Source organism: Streptomyces virginiae, from assembly GCF_041432505.1.
Lineage (GTDB): Bacteria > Actinomycetota > Actinomycetes > Streptomycetales > Streptomycetaceae > Streptomyces > Streptomyces virginiae_A.
In genome coordinates this window covers 3,197,174-3,214,139 of the sequence record NZ_CP107871.1, presented here as the reverse complement: position 1 = coordinate 3,214,139, position 16,966 = coordinate 3,197,174, and the positions used below count along the sequence as shown (strand labels likewise).

Sequence of the window (16,966 nt, the reverse complement as noted above, 5' to 3'; positions counted from 1 at the left end):
CAGGCGTCTCCCAGGCGAAGGGGAAGCACCTCGTGGCACGCATCGGTGACGGCGGCGACCTGCTCAAGTGCTCGTTCTGCGGAAAGAGCCAGAAGCAGGTGAAGAAGCTCATCGCAGGACCCGGTGTGTACATCTGCGACGAGTGCATCGACCTCTGCAACGAGATCATCGAAGAGGAACTCGCGGAGACCTCCGAGGTCCGGTGGGAGGAACTCCCCAAGCCCCGTGAGATCTACGAGTTCCTGGAGAGCTACGTCGTCGGCCAGGAGCCGGCGAAGAAGGCTCTCTCGGTAGCGGTCTACAACCACTACAAGCGGGTACAGGCCGGCGAGAACGGCGGCGCGCAGGGCCGGGACGACGCGATCGAGCTCGCCAAGTCCAACATCCTGCTGCTGGGCCCCACGGGCTCGGGCAAGACGCTGCTGGCGCAGACCCTCGCCCGCATGCTGAACGTCCCCTTCGCCATCGCCGACGCGACGGCGCTGACGGAGGCCGGGTACGTCGGCGAGGACGTCGAGAACATCCTGCTGAAGCTGATCCAGGCCGCCGACTACGACGTCAAGAAGGCCGAGACCGGGATCATCTACATCGACGAGATCGACAAGGTGGCCCGCAAGAGCGAGAACCCGTCGATCACGCGCGACGTGAGCGGCGAGGGCGTGCAGCAGGCCCTCCTGAAGATCCTGGAAGGCACGACGGCCTCGGTGCCGCCGCAGGGCGGGCGCAAGCACCCGCACCAGGAGTTCATCCAGATCGACACGACGAACGTGCTCTTCATCGTGGGCGGCGCCTTCGCCGGCCTGGAGAAGATCATCGAGTCGCGTGCGGGCGCCAAGGGCATCGGCTTCGGGGCGACGATCCGCTCGAAGCGCGAGATCGAGGCCAGCGACCAGTTCCAGGAGGTCATGCCGGAGGACCTGGTGAAGTTCGGGATGATCCCCGAGTTCATCGGCCGCCTCCCCGTGCTGACCTCCGTCCACAACCTGGACCGCGAGGCCCTGCTCCAGATCCTGATCGAGCCGCGCAACGCGCTGGTGAAGCAGTACCAGCGGCTGTTCGAACTCGACGGTGTGGAGCTGGACTTCGAGCGCGAGGCGCTGGAGGCCATCGCGGACCAGGCGATCCTCCGCCAGACGGGCGCGCGCGGTCTGCGCGCCATCATGGAAGAGGTCCTGATGTCGGTGATGTACGAGGTCCCGTCCCGCAAGGACGTGGCCCGCGTGGTCATCACCGCGGACGTGGTCCGCTCCAACGTCAATCCGACGCTGGTCCCCCGGATCGTCCCGAAGGACCAGGGCCCGCACGAGAAGTCGGCGTAGCCGCCACGGAATCGAGGAGGGGCGCCAGGCCAACGGCCTGGCGCCCCTTTCTGTGTTCCGGACTATCTTGATCGATAATCGGACTCGCATTCGATCCCCTGGTGACCTGGGGGGCTTTCCTTGATCAACTCTGTGTGGCGAACTTCCACGGAGGGATGAGGAATGAAGAAGAAGCGCGCGATCGGCGTCCTGGCGGCCGCATTCGCTGCTACCGCCCTGCCTCTGGCGGCGGCCTCACCTGCGTCGGCCTCGTCGGCCGACTGCCAGGTCTACCTGCGTAACGTGGGCTACACCGTGGGTCCGCGGGTGCAGGAAGCATGTGATGCCGGCGCCGCTTGGGACATGTCGGGCATGAATCGGCACGGCTGCTTCCTGCTCCTCGTGAACCTCGGGGTGAAGAAGGACGATGCGCTCACGGCCTGTCACGAACTCGCCTGAAGCCCGGGCGGGGCGGCGCGGGGCGTGCACGATGCCCTGCGCCGCCACGGGTTTGATCAGCTCTTGACGCGGGCGGTGTTGTAGAGCTTCGCGGTGAACTCCGCGGTCTGTTCCATCGTGTATCCGGGCTTGTTCGCGAACAGGGAGGCCACATCGGTGGCGGTGACCATGCTCAGGGTGCTGTAGTCGCCCCAGATGCAGATCGGGAGGGTGAACTCCTTGGGGCCCTTGGTCGTTGTGTCCTTGATGACGAACTTCGCTTCCTGGCACTTCATCACGGCGCCCTTGAAGCCGGCCGGCGTCATCGCCTTGGGGCTGCCGATCAGCGTGACGTCCGACTTGCCGTCCTTGGACGCGTTCAGCTTGGCCATGGCGAAGTAGCCGTCCACGGACTTCTCCGGGTCGGCGATCTCGCCGTAAAGGCCCTTGAAACTGAGGCCCTTGCCTGTCAGCGGGTTCTTCGGGTCGCCGGCCGTGTAGGCCATACCGACCCGGGCCGGGTTCTTGACGCCCGAGGCCTCGGCCTCCTTCTTGTCCTCGTCGGTGAAGGCCGGCTCCTTGTACGACGGGTCCTTCTTGAAGTCGTCCACCGACTCCGGGGCGACCAGCTTGTAGCCCTTGGTGTCCGCAGAGATGTCGCCGCCCGCGCCGCCGCCCGCGAGGTACCAGCCGCCGCCCGCGATCACCGCCACCGCGACGACCACGCCGATGATCAGGCCCGCCTTCGACTTCTTCGGCGGCTGGCCGCCGTACGGGGCCTGCTGCTGCGGGTAGCCGTACGCCGGCGTCGGGGGCTGCTGGGGGTAGCCCTGCGGGGGGACGCCCGGCTGCTGCGGGTAGCCGTAGCCCGGCTGCGGGGCCGGCTGCCCGTACGGGTTCGGCTGGGGGGCGGGCTGGCCGTACGGGCCCGGCGGCGGAGGGGGCTGCTGGCCGTACGGTCCCGGCTGCTGAGGCTGCTGTCCGTAGGGCCCTGGCTGGTTGTAGCTCATCCCGCGTCCCCCAATGAGGTTGCTCATCCGTTTCACACATCCTGACGGAAGCCGGGAGCGGGAAGGGCGCCGGGCCCCGGGAATACCGGTTTCATGACTGGACTGTTACCGCTCTAAACTGTGCCCCGTGACCGAGAACACGCAGACACCCAGCAGCCCCACCTCCGAACTGCCGACCACGTACGCGCCGGCCGAGGTAGAAGGGAAGCTCTACGAGCGCTGGGTAGAGCGCGGTTACTTCGAGGCGGACGCCAAGAGCGAGAAGCCTGCGTACACGATCGTCATTCCGCCCCCGAACGTCACCGGCTCCCTGCACCTGGGGCACGCCTTCCAGCACACGCTCATGGACGCCCTGACCCGCCGCAAGCGGATGCAGGGCTACGAGTCGCTCTGGCTGCCCGGCATGGACCACGCCGGTATCGCCACCCAGAACAAGGTCGAGCAGCAGCTCGCCGAGGAGGGCAAGTCCCGCCACGACCTGGGCCGCGAGGAGTTCACCGACCGGGTCTGGAAGTGGAAGGAAGAGTACGGCGGCAAGATCCTCGGCCAGATGCGCCGTCTCGGCGACGGCGTCGACTGGTCGCGTGAGCGCTTCACCATGGACGAGGGCCTGTCCAAGGCCGTCCAGACGATCTTCAAGCGGCTCTACGACGACGAGCTCATCTACCGCGCCGAGCGCATCATCAACTGGTGCCCGCGCTGCCTGACCGCCATCTCCGACATCGAGGTGGAGTACCAGGACGACGCCGGCGAGCTCGTCTCCATCCGCTACGGCGAGGGCGAGGACAGCCTGGTCGTCGCCACCACCCGCGCCGAGACGATGCTCGGTGACACCGCGGTCGCCGTCCACCCCGACGACGAGCGCTACGCCCACCTCATCGGCAAGCAGATCAAGCTCCCGCTGACCGACCGCACCATCCCGGTCGTCGCGGACACGCACGTCGACCCGGAGTTCGGCACCGGCGCCGTCAAGGTGACCCCGGCGCACGACCCGAACGACTTCGCGATCGGCCAGCGCCACGACCTGCAGTCGCTGACGGTCATGGACGAGCACGGCGTGATCACCGTCCACGGCCCCTTCCTCGGCCTGGACCGTTTCGAGGCCCGTTCGGCGATCGTCGGCGCACTGCGCGAGCAGGGGCGCATCGTCGCCGAGAAGCGTCCGTACATGCACTCCGTCGGGCACTGCTCGCGCTGCAAGACCACGGTCGAGCCGCGCCTGTCGATGCAGTGGTGGGTCAAGGTCGGCCCGCTGGCGCAGGCCGCCGGTGACGCCGTCCGCGACGGCCGCGTCAAGATCCACCCCGAGGACATGTCGAAGCGCTACTTCGACTGGGTCGACAACATGCACGACTGGTGCATCTCGCGCCAGCTGTGGTGGGGCCACCGCATCCCGATCTGGTACGGCCCCGAGGGCCAGGTCGTCTGCGTCGGCCCCGACGAGCAGCCGCCCACCGGCGAGGGCTGGACGCAGGACGCCGACGTCCTGGACACCTGGTTCTCCTCCGGCCTCTGGCCCTTCTCCACCCTCGGCTGGCCGGAGCGGACCCCGGACCTGGAGAAGTTCTACGCCACCGACGTCCTGCTCACCGGCCACGACATCATCTTCTTCTGGGTCGCCCGGATGATGATGTTCGGCCTGTACGCCATGGACGGCGTGGCCCCGTTCCACACCATCGCGCTGACCGGTCTGGTCCGCGACGAGTTCGGCAAGAAGATGTCGAAGTCGAACCCGAACGCGGTCGACCCGCTGGACTGGATGGACAAGTACGGCTCCGACGCCGTCCGTTTCACCCTGGCCAAGGGCGCCAACCCGGGTGCGGACGTCCCGATCGGCGAGGACTGGGTCCAGGCGTCCAGCAAGTTCGCCAACAAGATCTGGAACGCCACCCGCTTCGCGCTGATGAACGGCGCCACGATCGAGGGCGAGCTGCCGCCCGTCGAGCGGCTGTCGGCCACCGACCGCTGGATCCTGTCCCGGCTGAACAAGACGGTCGCGCAGGTCGACGGGTACTACGAGGACTACCAGTTCTCGAAGCTCAGCGAGGCGCTCTACCACTTCGCGTGGGACGAGGTCTTCGACTGGTACGTCGAGCTGTCGAAGACGACCTTCTTCGCGGGCGGCGAGCAGGCGCAGGTCTCCGGCCGCGTCCTCGGCGAGGTCGTCGACGTCATGCTGCGACTGCTGCACCCGATCGTCCCCTTCGTCACCGAGACGCTGTGGACCACGCTGACCGGCGGCGAGTCCCTGGTCATCGCCGACTGGCCCAAGGACAGCGGCTTCCGCGACGAGGCCGCCGAGGCGGAGATCGCCTCCGTCCAGTCGGTGATCACCGAGGTCCGCCGCTTCCGCAAGGAGCAGGGACTGCAGGACGGCCAGAAGGTTCCGGCCCGTCTGGACCTGGGCGCCACCGCGCTCGGCGCGCACGAGGCGGCCATCCGGCAGCTGCTGCGCCTCCAGCCGGAGGGTGACTCCTTCAGCGCCACCGCAACCCTCCCGGTCGCCGGCGGCACCGTCGCGCTCGACCTGTCGGGCACCATCGACGTGGCGGCCGAGCGCAAGCGTCTGACGAAGGACCTGGGCGCCGCGGAGAAGGAGAAGCAGCAGGCCGAGGCGAAGCTCGGGAACGAGGCCTTCATCGCCAAGGCCCCGGACAACGTCGTGGACAAGATCAAGGGCCGGCTCGCCAAGGCCGAGGCGGACATCGCCCGGCTCCAGGCGCAGCTGGACGGCCTGCCGGCCGCCTAGTCCCGTCGCACCCGGTACGTACGTACAGGTGAAGGCCCCCGCACCGTCGGTCGATGCGGGGGCCTTCGCCGTATCCCTTCCCCGTGCGGGGGTTCGTGTCACAGCGGACTCCTGTCCGAAGTGCCCTAAATCACTGCTATTTCGATTCCGGGGCGATCCGAACCCGAGCGCCGACCCCGGATGATGGAGGGCATGCGCGTCAAGCCCGTCGTCCCGGCCTTCGACCGGCTGCTGGCTTCCGGCCGTCGGCTCACCGAGGGCTGGGCCGGATCGCCGCGGGCCGTGGACGTGCTCACCGCGCTCGGTTGCCTCGGCCTGATGGCCCTCGACCTCCCGGGCCTCGCCGCCGCCGACAACTCCCTGACCGGGCCCGCCGCCGCCGTCGTCCTCGCCCTGGGCTGCGTCACCCTGCTGGTGCGCCGCCGGCAGCCCTGGCTCTCGTACCTGGCCGCGCTGCTCTTCATCGGATGGCTGCACGAGCTCACCCTGATCCAGTTCGCCCTCTACTCGGTCGGCCGCTACCGCGGGCGCCGGGCCGGGATCCTCGCCACCCTCGCCTACGTGGCCTTCGCGCTGGGCATGTTCGTCCTGCCGGGCTGGCCCGAGCCCGCGGGGCAGACCCTCAGCGGGTTCCTCAGCGTGGTCGTACCCATCGGGGTGCTCGCCTCCGCGGTGGGCATAGCCGCCTACCGGCACGACCTGGTGGGGGAGCTGACCGCCCGGCGGGCCGAGTCCGCCGTGCTCCACGCCGTCCAACAGGAGCGCACCTCCGTGGCCCGCGACGTCCACGACTTCGTCGGGCGCGAGCTGACCCTGCTCACGGTCCGCTCCGAAGTGCTGTCGATGCGGGCGCGGGAGACGGCGTACGGGCCGGACTTCGAGGAGCTGGCCGACACCGCGCGCCGGGCCCACCTGGTGCTCAACGAGATCATCGTGCAGCGCGGGGAGCGGGCCTCGACCCCCGGCGTGAACGGGCTGCCGGCGCTCGCCGAGGAGAGCGGGCGCGCCGGCTCACCCGTCCGGCTCACCATGGACGAGGACGTGCACGAGCTCTCCCCGCTGCGGCAGGCGGCGGTCTACCGGGTGGTGCAGGAGTGCCTGACCAACGCCGCCAAGCACGCGCACGGGGAGATGATCGACGTGTCGATCACGGCGGACGGCCCGCGGCTGCGGATAGCGGTCCGCAACGGGCTGCCGGATCGGACCCCGGGCCGGGCCCCCGTCTCGGCGGGCTCGGGCACGGCGAGCATGTCCGAGCGCGTGCGCAGCCTCGGCGGGACCCTGACGGCGACCCGCACGCGGGACGCGTACGAGGTCGTCGCCACCCTCCCGCGCGGCTGAGCCCCGCTCAGACCTTCGCCGGGGCCGACGGGCCGCCCAAGGTGTCCAGGGTGTCCAGGTCCTCCACGCAGCGGCCGGAGCCCTGCACCACGCACTCCAGCGGGTTGTCCGCGACGAAGACCGGGATGCCCGTGGCGGAAGCCATCCGCAGGTCCAGGCCGGGCAGCAGCGCGCCGCCGCCGGTCAGCACGATGCCGTGCTCCATCACGTCACCGGACAGCTCCGGCGGGCACTCCTCCAGGGTGGTGCGCACGGCGGTGATGATCGCCTCGACCGGCTCGTCGAGCGCGGCCCGGACGTCCTGCGCGGTCAGCGTGAGGGTCTTGGGCATGCCGCCGACCCGCTCGCGGCCGCGCACGGTGAAGGTGCGCGTCTCCAGCTCCGGCCGGTCCGGGACCGGCCAGGCCGAGCCGAGGCCCAGCTTGACGTCCTCGGCGGTGCGCTCCCCGATGAGCAGTCCGTGCTCCTTGCGTACGTGGTCCATGACCGCGGTGTCGAGGCGGTCCCCGCCGACGCGCAGCGACCGGGAGGTGACGATGCCGCCCAGGGAGATGACGGCGACCTCGGAGGTGCCGCCGCCGATGTCCACGACCATGGAGCCGCGGGGTTCGGCCACGGGCAGTCCGGCGCCGATCGCCGCGGCCATCGGTTCCTCGATGAGGTGCACGGCCCTGGCTCCGGCCCGGGTGGCTGCCTGGACGATGGCCCGCCGCTCGACGGGGGTGACACCGGAGGGCACGCAGATCACCATCCGGGTGCGGGGCCGCCTTCCGGGGACGGCCTTGCGGACGAAGTGCCGGATCATCTCCTCCGCGGCCTCGTAGTCGCAGATCACACCGCCCCGCAGCGGGCGGATCGCGGTGATGGAGCCGGGGGTGCGGCCGATGGTCTCCTTGGCGTCCGTACCGACGGCCAGGGCGGTGGTGGTGCCCGCCTTCACGGCGACCACGGACGGCTCATCGAGGACGATCCCGTGCCCCCGTGCGTAGACGAGGGTGTTGGCGGTGCCCAGGTCCATCCCTATGTCGCGGCTGGATGCTGTCTTGTTGCTGCTGGCCTGCGGCATTTATTCCCCTATCTCCTGCCGCAAGGCTTGCATAACGATCAGGTCGCTCCGGGTGCCGTAGGTCCCGAAAGGGCCGGGCCGAAAGTCCTCCGGGTCCCCGTCCGTAGACTGGCCCTGTGAGTGACCAGCAGCCCGAGAGCCACGACCGCGACGACAACGACGACCTCGCCGGCACCTTCGACGAGTTCGACCAGATCGTGGCGGAAGAGTCCGACCGCGACCCCGACCTGGCGGTGATCGAGGCCGGTAGCCGCACCCTGCGCGCCCAGGCCGGACCGCCCCAGGGCGACCCGGTACCCGCCCGGCCCGTCGACCCGGAGGTCGCCAAGGCGCTGCTGGAGGTGGAGCAGGAGCTCGCCACCCGCTGGGGCGAGACCAAGCTGGAGCCCTCGGTGTCGCGGATCGCGGCGCTGATGGACGTGCTGGGCGAGCCGCAGCGCGCGTACCCGTCCATCCACGTGACCGGCACCAACGGCAAGACGAGCACGGCACGGATGATCGAGTCCCTGCTGAACGCCTTCGAGCTGCGCACCGGGCGCTACACCAGCCCGCACGTGCAGTCGATCACCGAGCGGATCAGCCTCGACGGGGCTCCGATCACCGCCGAGCGCTTCGTCGAGACGTACCACGACATCAAGCCGTACGTGGAGATGGTCGACGCGGCCGAGGAGTACCGGCTGTCCTTCTTCGAGGTGCTCACCGGAATGGCCTACGCGGCCTTCGCGGACGCCCCCGTGGACGTGGCCGTGGTCGAGGTCGGCATGGGCGGCAGCTGGGACGCGACCAACGTGATCGACGCGTCCGTCGCGGTGGTCACCCCGATCAGCCTGGACCACACCGACCGGCTCGGCTCCACGCCCGGTGAGATCGCCGTGGAGAAGGGCGGCATCGTCAAGCAGGACGCGACCGTGATCCTGGCCCAGCAGCCGGTGGACGCGGCGCAGGTGCTGCTGAAGAAGGCCGTCGAAGTGGACGCCACGGTGGCCCGTGAGGGCATGGAGTTCGGCGTCGTCTCGCGCGAGGTCGCGGTCGGCGGCCAGCAGCTGACGCTGCGCGGTGTGGGCGGCGAGTACGACGGCATCTTCCTGCCGATGTACGGCGCGCACATGGCGCACAACGCGGCGGTCGCCCTGGCCGCCGTGGAGGCCTTCTTCGGCATCGGCGGCGAGCACGCCCGGGTCCTGGACGTGGACACCGTGCGCAAGGCCTTCGCCTCGGTGTCCTCGCCGGGCCGTATGGAGGTCGTGCGGCGCAGCCCGACCGTGGTCCTGGACGCCGCCCACAACCCGGCGGGCGCCGCGGCCACCGCGGAGGCGGTCACCGAGTCCTTCGGCTTCAGCCGGCTGATCGGGGTCGTGGCCGCGAGCGAGGGCAAGGACGTCCGCGGGGTGCTGGAGGCCTTCGAGCCGATCTTCGCGGAGGTGGTGGTGACGGAGAACTCCAGCCACCGGGCGATGGGCGCGGACGAGCTGGCGGCCGTCGCGGTCGAGGTCTTCGGCGCGGAGCGGGTGCAGGTGGAGCCGCGGCTGGACGACGCCCTGGAGGCGGCGATCACCCTGGCGGAGGAAGAGGCCGAATACGGAGGAGCCGGGGTCCTGGTGACCGGTTCCGTGATCACGGTGGGCGAGGCCCGCCTGCTGCTGAAGAGGGGCTGAGGGATGCGCACGCTGTGTGCGAGCACGCTGATCGGCGAGTTCTTCGTGATCGGCTTCGCGGGGCTGGTGGCGATGAAGGACCCCGATCTGACCCAGGCCACGGTCTGGACGGTGTGCGGGGTCACCATGCTGCTGTCGGTGCTGCTGTGCGGGATGCTGTCGCGTCCCGGGGCGGTCCAGCTGGGCTGGGCGCTGCAGATCGGTCTGGTCCTGAGCGGGTTCGTCGTGCCGACGATGTTCTTCCTCGGCGCGGTGTTCGCCGGGCTGTGGTGGTGCTCGGTGCACTACGGCCGCAAGATCGACACGATCAAGGCGCGCTGGGCGGCCGCTCAGGAGGCCCCCGGGGCTCCCGGAGCGCCTGACGCTGCGTGACGGGTCCCCGGATCGGCCCTGTAGATTCGCCCTACCGCACCCGTTTGCCGCAAGGAGCCGCAACATGACCCAGCGCACCCTCGTCCTGCTCAAGCCCGACGCCGTCCGTCGTGGTCTGGTCGGCGAGATCATCGGCCGTATCGAGCGGAAGGCCGGCTGGACCATCCCCGCACTGGAGCTGCGTACGCTGGACCAGGAGACCCTGGAGGCGCACTACGGCGAGCACAAGGGCAAGCCGTTCTACGAGCCGCTCATGGGCTTCATGGCGAGCGGCCCCGTCGTCGCTCTGGTGGTCGAAGGGGAGCGTGTGATCGAGGGTGTCCGCCAGCTGGCCGGACCCACTGACCCGATCGCCGCGGCTCCGGGCTCCATCCGGGGTGACTTCGGCACGATCACGCGTGAGAACCTGATCCACGCCTCGGACTCGCAGGAGTCCGCCGAACGTGAGCTGAAGCTGTTCTTCCCGGCGCTCTGAGCACTCTTTCCTGACGGAACATCAGCCGAATAGCGCTCATGACCTGGGGCGACCGAAGTAATTTCGGTCGCCCCCCGGTATATCCGGGCCGAAGCGGGAACGCCTGGGCAGGACACGTCGTCACCACTGAGGGGGCGGGTATCCATTCCGGCGGGATTGCCGGAGTCCCGTCGCGCGGTCTTCGTACTTGCGGCACTACGATGGGGCCTCCACCCACACACCCACCTCGCCGACCTGACAGCAGCCGCTATCAACTGGAAGGCCAGACGCTCCTCATGGGGAACAAGGGGAACAAAATGTCGTTCATCGGCCGTGACATGGCGATCGACCTCGGGACCGCCAACACGCTGGTGTACGTGAGGGGCCGGGGGATCGTCCTGAACGAGCCGTCCGTGGTCGCCATCAACACGAACACCGGCGGCATCCTGGCGGTCGGCTCGGAGGCGAAGAAGATGATCGGGCGCACGCCCGGCAACATCGTCGCCGTACGGCCCCTCAAGGACGGCGTGATCGCCGACTTCGAGATCACCGAGCGCATGCTCCGGTACTTCATCCTCAAGATCCACAAGCGCCGCTACCTGGCCCGCCCGCGCGTGGTGGTCTGCGTTCCCTCCGGCATCACGGGAGTGGAGCGACGCGCCGTCATCGAGGCGTCCACGCAGGCCGGCGCCCGCCAGGTGCACATCATCGAAGAGCCCATGGCCGCCGCCATCGGCTCGGGCCTGCCCGTCCACGAGGCCACCGGCAACATGGTCGTGGACATCGGCGGCGGCACCACCGAGGTCGCCGTCATCTCCCTCGGCGGAATCGTCACGGCACAGTCCATCCGGGTGGCCGGCGACGAGCTCGACAACGCGATCATCCAGCACATCAAGAAGGAGTACTCGCTCCTCCTCGGTGAGCGCACGGCCGAGCAGATCAAGATCACCATCGGGTCGGCCTACGACCTCGACAAGGACGAGCACACCGAGATCCGCGGTCGCGACCTGGTCTCCGGCCTGCCCAAGACGGTCGTCATCTCGGCCGCCGAGGTGCGCAAGGCCATCGAGGAGCCGGTCAACGCCATCGTCGACGCGGTCAAGACCACGCTCGACAAGTGCCCGCCGGAACTCTCCGGCGACATCATGGACCGCGGCATCGTCCTGACCGGTGGCGGCGCCCTGCTGCGCGGCCTCGACGAGCGGCTGCGCCGGGAGACCGGCATGCCGATCCACATCGCGGAGGACCCCCTCGACTCCGTCGCCCTCGGCTCCGGCAAGTGCGTCGAGGAGTTCGAGGCCCTCCAGCAGGTCCTGGACGCCCAGCCCCGTCGCTGACAGATGCCCCTCCCTGCCGGAGGGGCCATGCGGAACACAAGGATCCGCCGTACGGGTGCTACCGGGCCCGTGCGGCGGATCGTTGATATACAGGCAAATGAGAAATCCGACGAGGAAGGCACGGCCGCCGCACGTGAGGGACACACGAGAAAGCCGGCTGCTCCTGGTGCTTCTGATCGCCATCGCGTTCGCACTGATCACGGTGGACATCAGGGCAGGCGAGGAGTCGCCGGTCGACGGTGCCCGGCAGGCCGCCGCAGCGGTCTTCGGCCCGGTCGAGGAAGGTGTGGCGACCGCGGTCGATCCGGTCGCCAACGCCATAGGGGCGGTACGGGACTCCGGCGAGCGCCACAACCGCATCGCCACGCTGGAGCGCGAGAACGCGGCGCTGAAGGCCAAGCTGGGCAGCGAGGACCAGACCCGCAGCCGCATCCACGAGCTCGACGAGATGCTCAAGCGGGCCGGCGCCGGCCAGTACGGCATCAAGGGCGCCGAGGTCATCGCCATAGGAGCGGCCCAGGGCTTCTCCTGGACCGTCACCATCGACGCCGGCAGCAAGGACGGCATCGAGCGCGACATGACCGTCCTCAACGGGGACGGCCTCGTCGGCCGGGTCAGCACCGTCGGCCCCGACACCGCCACCGTCGTCCTCGCCAACGACCCCGACTTCACCGTCGGCACCCGTCTGGAGAAGACCGGTGAACTGGGCTTCGCCACCGGCCAGGGCGACCGTGCCCTGTCGGTCCAGATGCTCAACGGCAAGGCCAAGGTCAGCCCCGGCGACCGGCTCGTCACCTTCGGCTCACGCGGCAACAAGCCCTTCGTGCCCGGCGTGCCGATCGGCGAGGTGGTCAAGGTCGACCCCTCGCGCGGCGACCTGACCCGCACCGTATGGGTGCGTCCGTTCGTCGGCTTCTCGCGCCTGGACATCGTCGGCGTCGTCGTGATGCCGCCGCGCGAGGACCCCCGCGACGCGGTCCTGCCGCCCAAGCCCGAGGCCCCCAAGCCCACCCCGACGGTCACCGTCACGGTCACCCCGTCCGGGTCCGCGGTGGCCGGCAAGCCCGCCGACGAGTAGGGACAGACCTCCATGCGCTTCAACAGGATCCTGCTCTCGGCCACCCTCGTCGTGGTCGCCCTCGTCATCCAGGTCACCGTCCTGGGCCGGCTCCAACTGCCCGGCGCCGTGCCCGACCTGCTGCTCCTCACCGTCGTCTCGCTGGCACTCGTCTACGGGCACGTCAGCGGCGCGCTCATCGGCTTCGCCGCCGGCCTCCTCGCCGACCTGGCCCCGCCCGCCGACCACGCCGCCGGGCGGTACGCGCTCGTGCTGTGCGTCATCGGCTACGTCGCCGGCCTGACCCGCCCCGAGGGCGGCCGGTTCCGGTCCGCCTGGGGCCCGATGCTCACCGTCGTCGCCGCCGCGATCGGCTCCACCCTGCTCTACGCGGGCGTGGGCGCCCTCGTCGGCGACACCGCCGCCCGCCACGTGGGTCTGACCGGGCTGCTGTTCACCGCGACCCTCTACGACCTGCTCCTCGCACCGTTCACCGTGCCGTTCATCATGGCCCTGGCCCGGCGCGCCGAGAACGACCCGATGGCCGTCGAGGCCGGCGGCGGCCCCGCCAACAAGGCCGCCGACGTCTCCGCCGGCTGGCTGGCCGGCGGTACGGGCCTGCGCATCGGCAGCCAGCGCGGCGGCCTGCGGCTGAAGACCGCGCGCTCGCGAGCCAACAAAGCCGTCCGTATAAAGGGGGTCAAGCCGGTCAAGGGTGTGAAGAGCGTCAAAAAGCTGTGAGCGAGGAGCAGTCGTGACCAACGTTCCGGAAACGGGCCGCACCTCCCGGGTGCAGATCCGGCTCGTCATGATCCAGGTCCTCGTCTTCTCGATGCTCCTCACCCTCGGCGGGCGCCTCTGGTACCTCCAGATCCGCAACGGCGCCGAGTACTACCACGAGGCCAAGAGCAACCACGTCCAGCAGGTCGTCCAGCCCGCCGTACGTGGCTCCATCCTCGACGCGCGCGGTGTGCCGATGGCCGACAACGAGACCCGTCTCGTCGTCTCGGCCAGCCGCACCGAGCTGATGAAGATGAAGGACAAGGGCAAGGGCGTCCTGACCCGGCTCGCCGCGGTCCTGGACATGAAGCCGCAGGACACCATGGACAAGGTCCGGCTCTGCGACTCCCAGACCCCCCAGCCCTGCTGGAACGGCTCCCCCTACCAGCCCATCCCGGTCACCCTGGAAGCCACCACCCAACAGGCCCTCCAGATCCGCGAACGCCCCGAGGAGTTCCCGGGCATCACCGCGGAGCCCGCCGCCGTACGCCGCTACCCGGGACCCGGCGGCTCCAACACCGGCCAGGTGCTCGGCTACCTCTCCCCGGTCACCGACGACGAGATCATCAAGGCGAAGGACACCAACTCGCCCTTCCTGCGCTCGGACCAGGTGGGCCGCTTCGGCCTGGAGCGCACGTACGACAAGGAACTGCGCGGCAAGTCGGGCGTGACCCGCTACGAGGTCGACAACCTCGGCCGCGTCATGGGCGAGGCCCGCAACGACCCCGCGATCCCCGGCGCCCACCTCGTGACCAGCCTCGACGCCCGCGTCCAAGGCGTCGCCGAGTACGAGCTGAACGCGGCGATGGTCGAGGCGCGCAAGCAGATCGACCGCAACACCGGCGTCCCCTACAAGGCCGACGCCGGCGCCATCGTGGTCCTGGAGTCCAAGACCGGCCGCGTGGTGGCGATGGCCTCCGCCCCGACCTTCGACCCGAACGTCTGGGTCGGCGGGATCTCCGGCAAGGACTACGCCAAGCTCACCGCCAAGGACTCCAACGTCCCGCTGATGAACCGGGCGATCCAGGGTCAGGCGGCCCCCGGCTCCATCTTCAAGGTCATCCCGACCGCGGCCGCGGTCAACGCGGGCTACAAGTTCGACGGCGAGTACCCCTGCCCGAGCTCGTACTCCATCGGCGGCCAGGTCTTCAAGAACTTCGAGTCCCAGGGCCACGGCTCGATCACCCTCGGCCGGGCGCTGGAGGTCTCCTGCGACACCGTGTTCTACGCGCTGGGCCACCAGCAGTGGCTCAAGGACGGCGGGCTCAAGCCGAAGAAGCACCCCGCCGAGATCTTCTACAAGACGGCCCACCAGTTCGGCCTCGGCGCCCCGACCCACGTGGACCTGCCCGGCGAGGAGAAGGGCCGCGTCCCCGACCGCCGCTGGAAGCAGGCCTTCTGGGAGGCCAACAAGGACATGTGGTGCAAGACCGGTAAGAAGGGCGGCACCTACGTCGAGCTGCTGTCCTACGAGAACTGTCTCGAGGGCAACCTCATGCGCGCCGGTGACGCCGTCAACTACTCCATCGGCCAGGGCGACACCCTGGTGACACCGATCCAGATGGCCACCATCTACGCTGCGATCTCCAACGGCGGCACGATGTGGAACCCGACCATCGGCAAGGCCATCATCAGTGCCGACGGCAAGAAGATCGAAGAGATCAAGCCGCAGGCCCACGGCAAGCTGCCGATGACCGAGGAGACCAGGCACAAGATGGAGGGCGCACTGGCGGGCGTCGCCACCCAGGGCACCGCCGCCTGGCGCTTCGGCGGCTGGCCGCAGAAGCAGATCCCCATGCACGCCAAGACCGGCACCGCCGAGGTCTACGGCAAGCAGACCACCTCGTGGTTCGCCACGTACACCGAGGACTACACGATCGTGATGACGATCTCGCAGGGCGGCACCGGCTCCGGCGCCTCGGGTCCCGCCGTGCGCAACGTCTACAACGCCATCTACGGCCTCACCATGTCCGGCAAGCAGGACCCGAAGAAGGCCCTGCTGATCAAGCCAGAGGCGAAGCTGCCCCGGATCGCGCCCGACGGCTCCATCATCGCCCCGGAGATCCGGCCGTACGTGCCGCCGTCCCCGGAGGAACTGGAGCCGCCGGCGCTCGCCGGTCCGCCCGCACCGCCCGCGGCACGCCAAGACTGAGGAAAGACATGCCGACCGCCAACAAGTTCTCCGTCTCCCGGTACGCGCCCGAGCGCGGGGCGATGGCCAAGCTCACCGCCCGCGACTCGGTGGTGCGCCGGCTCGACTGGCCGATACTCCTGTCCGCGCTCGCCCTCTCCTTCATCGGCTCCATGCTGGTGTGGTCGGCGACCCGCAACCGGACCTCGCTGAACCAGGGGGACCCGTACTACTTCCTGGCCCGGCACGCCCTGAACACCGGCATCGGCCTCGTGCTGATGATCGGCACGATCTGGCTCGGCCACCGCACCCTGCGCGGCGCCGTGCCGATCCTCTACGGGCTCTCCCTCGTGCTGATCCTCGCCGTGCTCACCCCGCTCGGCGCCACCATCAACGGCGCCCACGCGTGGATCGTCATCGGCGGCGGATTCTCCCTCCAGCCGTCCGAGTTCGTGAAGATCACGATCATCCTGGTGATGGCGATGCTGCTGGCCACCCGGGTGGACGCGGGCGACCTCGCGCACCCGGACCACCGCACGGTCGTCAAGGCACTGTGCCTGGCGGCGGCCCCGATGGGCATCGTCATGCTGATGCCCGACCTCGGCTCCGTGATGGTCATGATCGTGATCGTGCTCGGTGTGCTGCTGGCCTCCGGCGCCTCCAACCGCTGGGTCGTGGGCCTGCTCGCCGCGGGCGCGAGCGGTGCCGTCCTGATATGGCAACTCGGCGTACTCGACGAGTACCAGATCAACCGCTTCGCGGCCTTCGCCAACCCCGAGCTCGACCCGGCGGGCGTCGGCTACAACACCAACCAGGCGCGCATCGCGATCGGCTCCGGAGGGCTGACCGGCTCGGGGCTCTTCCACGGCTCGCAGACCACCGGCCAGTTCGTGCCCGAGCAGCAGACCGACTTCGTCTTCACGGTGGCGGGGGAGGAACTGGGCTTCGTCGGGGCCGGGCTGATCCTGGTGCTGCTCGGCGTCATCCTGTGGCGGGCCTGCGTGATCGCCCGGGAGACCACCGAGCTGTACGGGACGATCGTGTGCGCCGGGATCATCGCCTGGTTCGCCTTCCAGTCCTTCGAGAACATCGGCATGACCCTCGGCATCATGCCGGTGGCCGGCCTCCCCCTGCCGTTCGTCTCGTACGGAGGATCGTCGATGTTCGCCGTGTGGGTGGCGATCGGACTACTGCAATCGATCAAGGTCCAACGGCCATTGTCGGCCTGATGTTCCGTTCACCCTGCCGACGTGATCCGTTCAGGACTAAGTTCGGTCC

The 16,966-nt window shown here is 69.4% G+C and carries 14 protein-coding genes; 12 read left to right on the top strand and 2 right to left on the bottom strand.

Translation table 11 applies throughout. From position 1 onward, the window contains the following. Positions 1-32 precede the first annotated feature (32 nt). Both clpX and OG624_RS15050 read left to right on the top strand, forming a co-directional pair. Entirely contained in the window at positions 33-1,319 is a 1,287-nt protein-coding gene (gene clpX / locus OG624_RS15055; RefSeq protein WP_030026955.1) for an ATP-dependent Clp protease ATP-binding subunit ClpX, read from the top strand. A gap of 162 nt (positions 1,320-1,481) precedes the next feature. After that, the gene (locus tag OG624_RS15050) at positions 1,482-1,757 is read left to right on the top strand and encodes a hypothetical protein (RefSeq protein WP_371639498.1); all 276 of its coding nucleotides are present in this window, start codon (positions 1,482-1,484) and stop codon (positions 1,755-1,757) included. 56 nt (positions 1,758-1,813) lie between these two features. Here OG624_RS15050 and OG624_RS15045 read toward each other — a convergent pair whose 3' ends face one another. Beyond that, positions 1,814-2,773 carry a hypothetical protein gene (locus OG624_RS15045; protein ID WP_371587760.1) on the bottom strand — a complete coding sequence of 320 codons (960 nt, stop codon included), beginning with the start codon at positions 2,771-2,773 and terminating at the stop codon, positions 1,814-1,816. Between the two features lie 100 nt (positions 2,774-2,873). On the opposite strand from OG624_RS15045, the gene OG624_RS15040 reads away from it, so the two are divergent. After that, a complete protein-coding gene (locus OG624_RS15040) occupies positions 2,874-5,495 on the top strand; it encodes a valine--tRNA ligase (protein WP_030715786.1) in 2,622 nt (873 codons plus the stop codon). 192 nt (positions 5,496-5,687) lie between these two features. Beyond that, entirely contained in the window at positions 5,688-6,836 is a 1,149-nt protein-coding gene (locus OG624_RS15035) for a sensor histidine kinase (protein WP_371639497.1), read from the top strand. Positions 6,837-6,843: 7 nt separating this feature from the next. Here the strand turns inward: OG624_RS15035 and OG624_RS15030 are convergent, their stop codons facing one another. Further along, positions 6,844-7,902 (bottom strand): rod shape-determining protein, encoded by a 1,059-nt coding sequence (locus OG624_RS15030; protein WP_051763591.1) that lies wholly within the window; start codon positions 7,900-7,902, stop codon positions 6,844-6,846. Positions 7,903-8,018: 116 nt separating this feature from the next. On the opposite strand from OG624_RS15030, the gene folC reads away from it, so the two are divergent. The 8 genes from folC to rodA all read left to right on the top strand — a co-directional run bounded on the left by folC (position 8,019) and on the right by rodA (position 16,917). Then, positions 8,019-9,557 carry a bifunctional tetrahydrofolate synthase/dihydrofolate synthase gene (gene folC, locus OG624_RS15025; RefSeq protein ID WP_033223996.1) on the top strand — a complete coding sequence of 513 codons (1,539 nt, stop codon included), beginning with the start codon at positions 8,019-8,021 and terminating at the stop codon, positions 9,555-9,557. 3 nt (positions 9,558-9,560) lie between these two features. Next, positions 9,561-9,929 (top strand): DUF4233 domain-containing protein, encoded by a 369-nt coding sequence (locus OG624_RS15020; protein WP_033223997.1) that lies wholly within the window; start codon positions 9,561-9,563, stop codon positions 9,927-9,929. Positions 9,930-9,993: 64 nt separating this feature from the next. Next, positions 9,994-10,404 (top strand): nucleoside-diphosphate kinase, encoded by a 411-nt coding sequence (gene ndk / locus OG624_RS15015; RefSeq protein ID WP_030757293.1) that lies wholly within the window; start codon positions 9,994-9,996, stop codon positions 10,402-10,404. 296 nt (positions 10,405-10,700) lie between these two features. Then, a complete protein-coding gene (locus OG624_RS15010; RefSeq protein WP_008738981.1) occupies positions 10,701-11,720 on the top strand; it encodes a rod shape-determining protein in 1,020 nt (339 codons plus the stop codon). A 133-nt stretch (positions 11,721-11,853) separates the two neighbouring features. Further along, positions 11,854-12,798, top strand: a complete 945-nt coding sequence (gene mreC / locus OG624_RS15005; protein ID WP_030715772.1) for a rod shape-determining protein MreC — start codon at positions 11,854-11,856, stop codon at positions 12,796-12,798. A gap of 12 nt (positions 12,799-12,810) precedes the next feature. Further along, on the top strand, positions 12,811-13,518 hold the full coding sequence (mreD, locus tag OG624_RS15000) for a rod shape-determining protein MreD (protein ID WP_033223998.1): 708 nt from the start codon (positions 12,811-12,813) through the stop codon (positions 13,516-13,518). A gap of 13 nt (positions 13,519-13,531) precedes the next feature. Beyond that, the gene (gene mrdA, locus OG624_RS14995) at positions 13,532-15,709 is read left to right on the top strand and encodes a penicillin-binding protein 2 (protein WP_033223999.1); all 2,178 of its coding nucleotides are present in this window, start codon (positions 13,532-13,534) and stop codon (positions 15,707-15,709) included. Positions 15,710-15,717: 8 nt separating this feature from the next. Beyond that, positions 15,718-16,917, top strand: coding sequence for a rod shape-determining protein RodA (rodA, locus tag OG624_RS14990; protein WP_033224000.1), 1,200 nt, complete (start codon positions 15,718-15,720; stop codon positions 16,915-16,917). Positions 16,918-16,966: the final 49 nt, after the last annotated feature.

Bases quoted from the DNA above. Each gene is read 5' to 3' on its own strand.
- OG624_RS15035 (WP_371639497.1), top strand. From the start codon at position 5,688: ATGCGCGTCAAGCCCGTCGTCCCGGCCTTCGACCGGCTGCTGGCTTCC.
- OG624_RS15050 (WP_371639498.1), top strand. From the start codon at position 1,482: ATGAAGAAGAAGCGCGCGATCGGCGTCCTGGCGGCCGCATTCGCTGCT.
- ndk (WP_030757293.1), top strand. From the start codon at position 9,994: ATGACCCAGCGCACCCTCGTCCTGCTCAAGCCCGACGCCGTCCGTCGT.
- rodA (WP_033224000.1), top strand. From the start codon at position 15,718: ATGCCGACCGCCAACAAGTTCTCCGTCTCCCGGTACGCGCCCGAGCGC.
- OG624_RS15030 (WP_051763591.1), bottom strand. From the start codon at position 7,902: ATGCCGCAGGCCAGCAGCAACAAGACAGCATCCAGCCGCGACATAGGG.
- mreD (WP_033223998.1), top strand. From the start codon at position 12,811: ATGCGCTTCAACAGGATCCTGCTCTCGGCCACCCTCGTCGTGGTCGCC.
- OG624_RS15020 (WP_033223997.1), top strand. From the start codon at position 9,561: ATGCGCACGCTGTGTGCGAGCACGCTGATCGGCGAGTTCTTCGTGATC.
- OG624_RS15010 (WP_008738981.1), top strand. From the start codon at position 10,701: ATGTCGTTCATCGGCCGTGACATGGCGATCGACCTCGGGACCGCCAAC.
- OG624_RS15045 (WP_371587760.1), bottom strand. From the start codon at position 2,773: ATGAGCAACCTCATTGGGGGACGCGGGATGAGCTACAACCAGCCAGGG.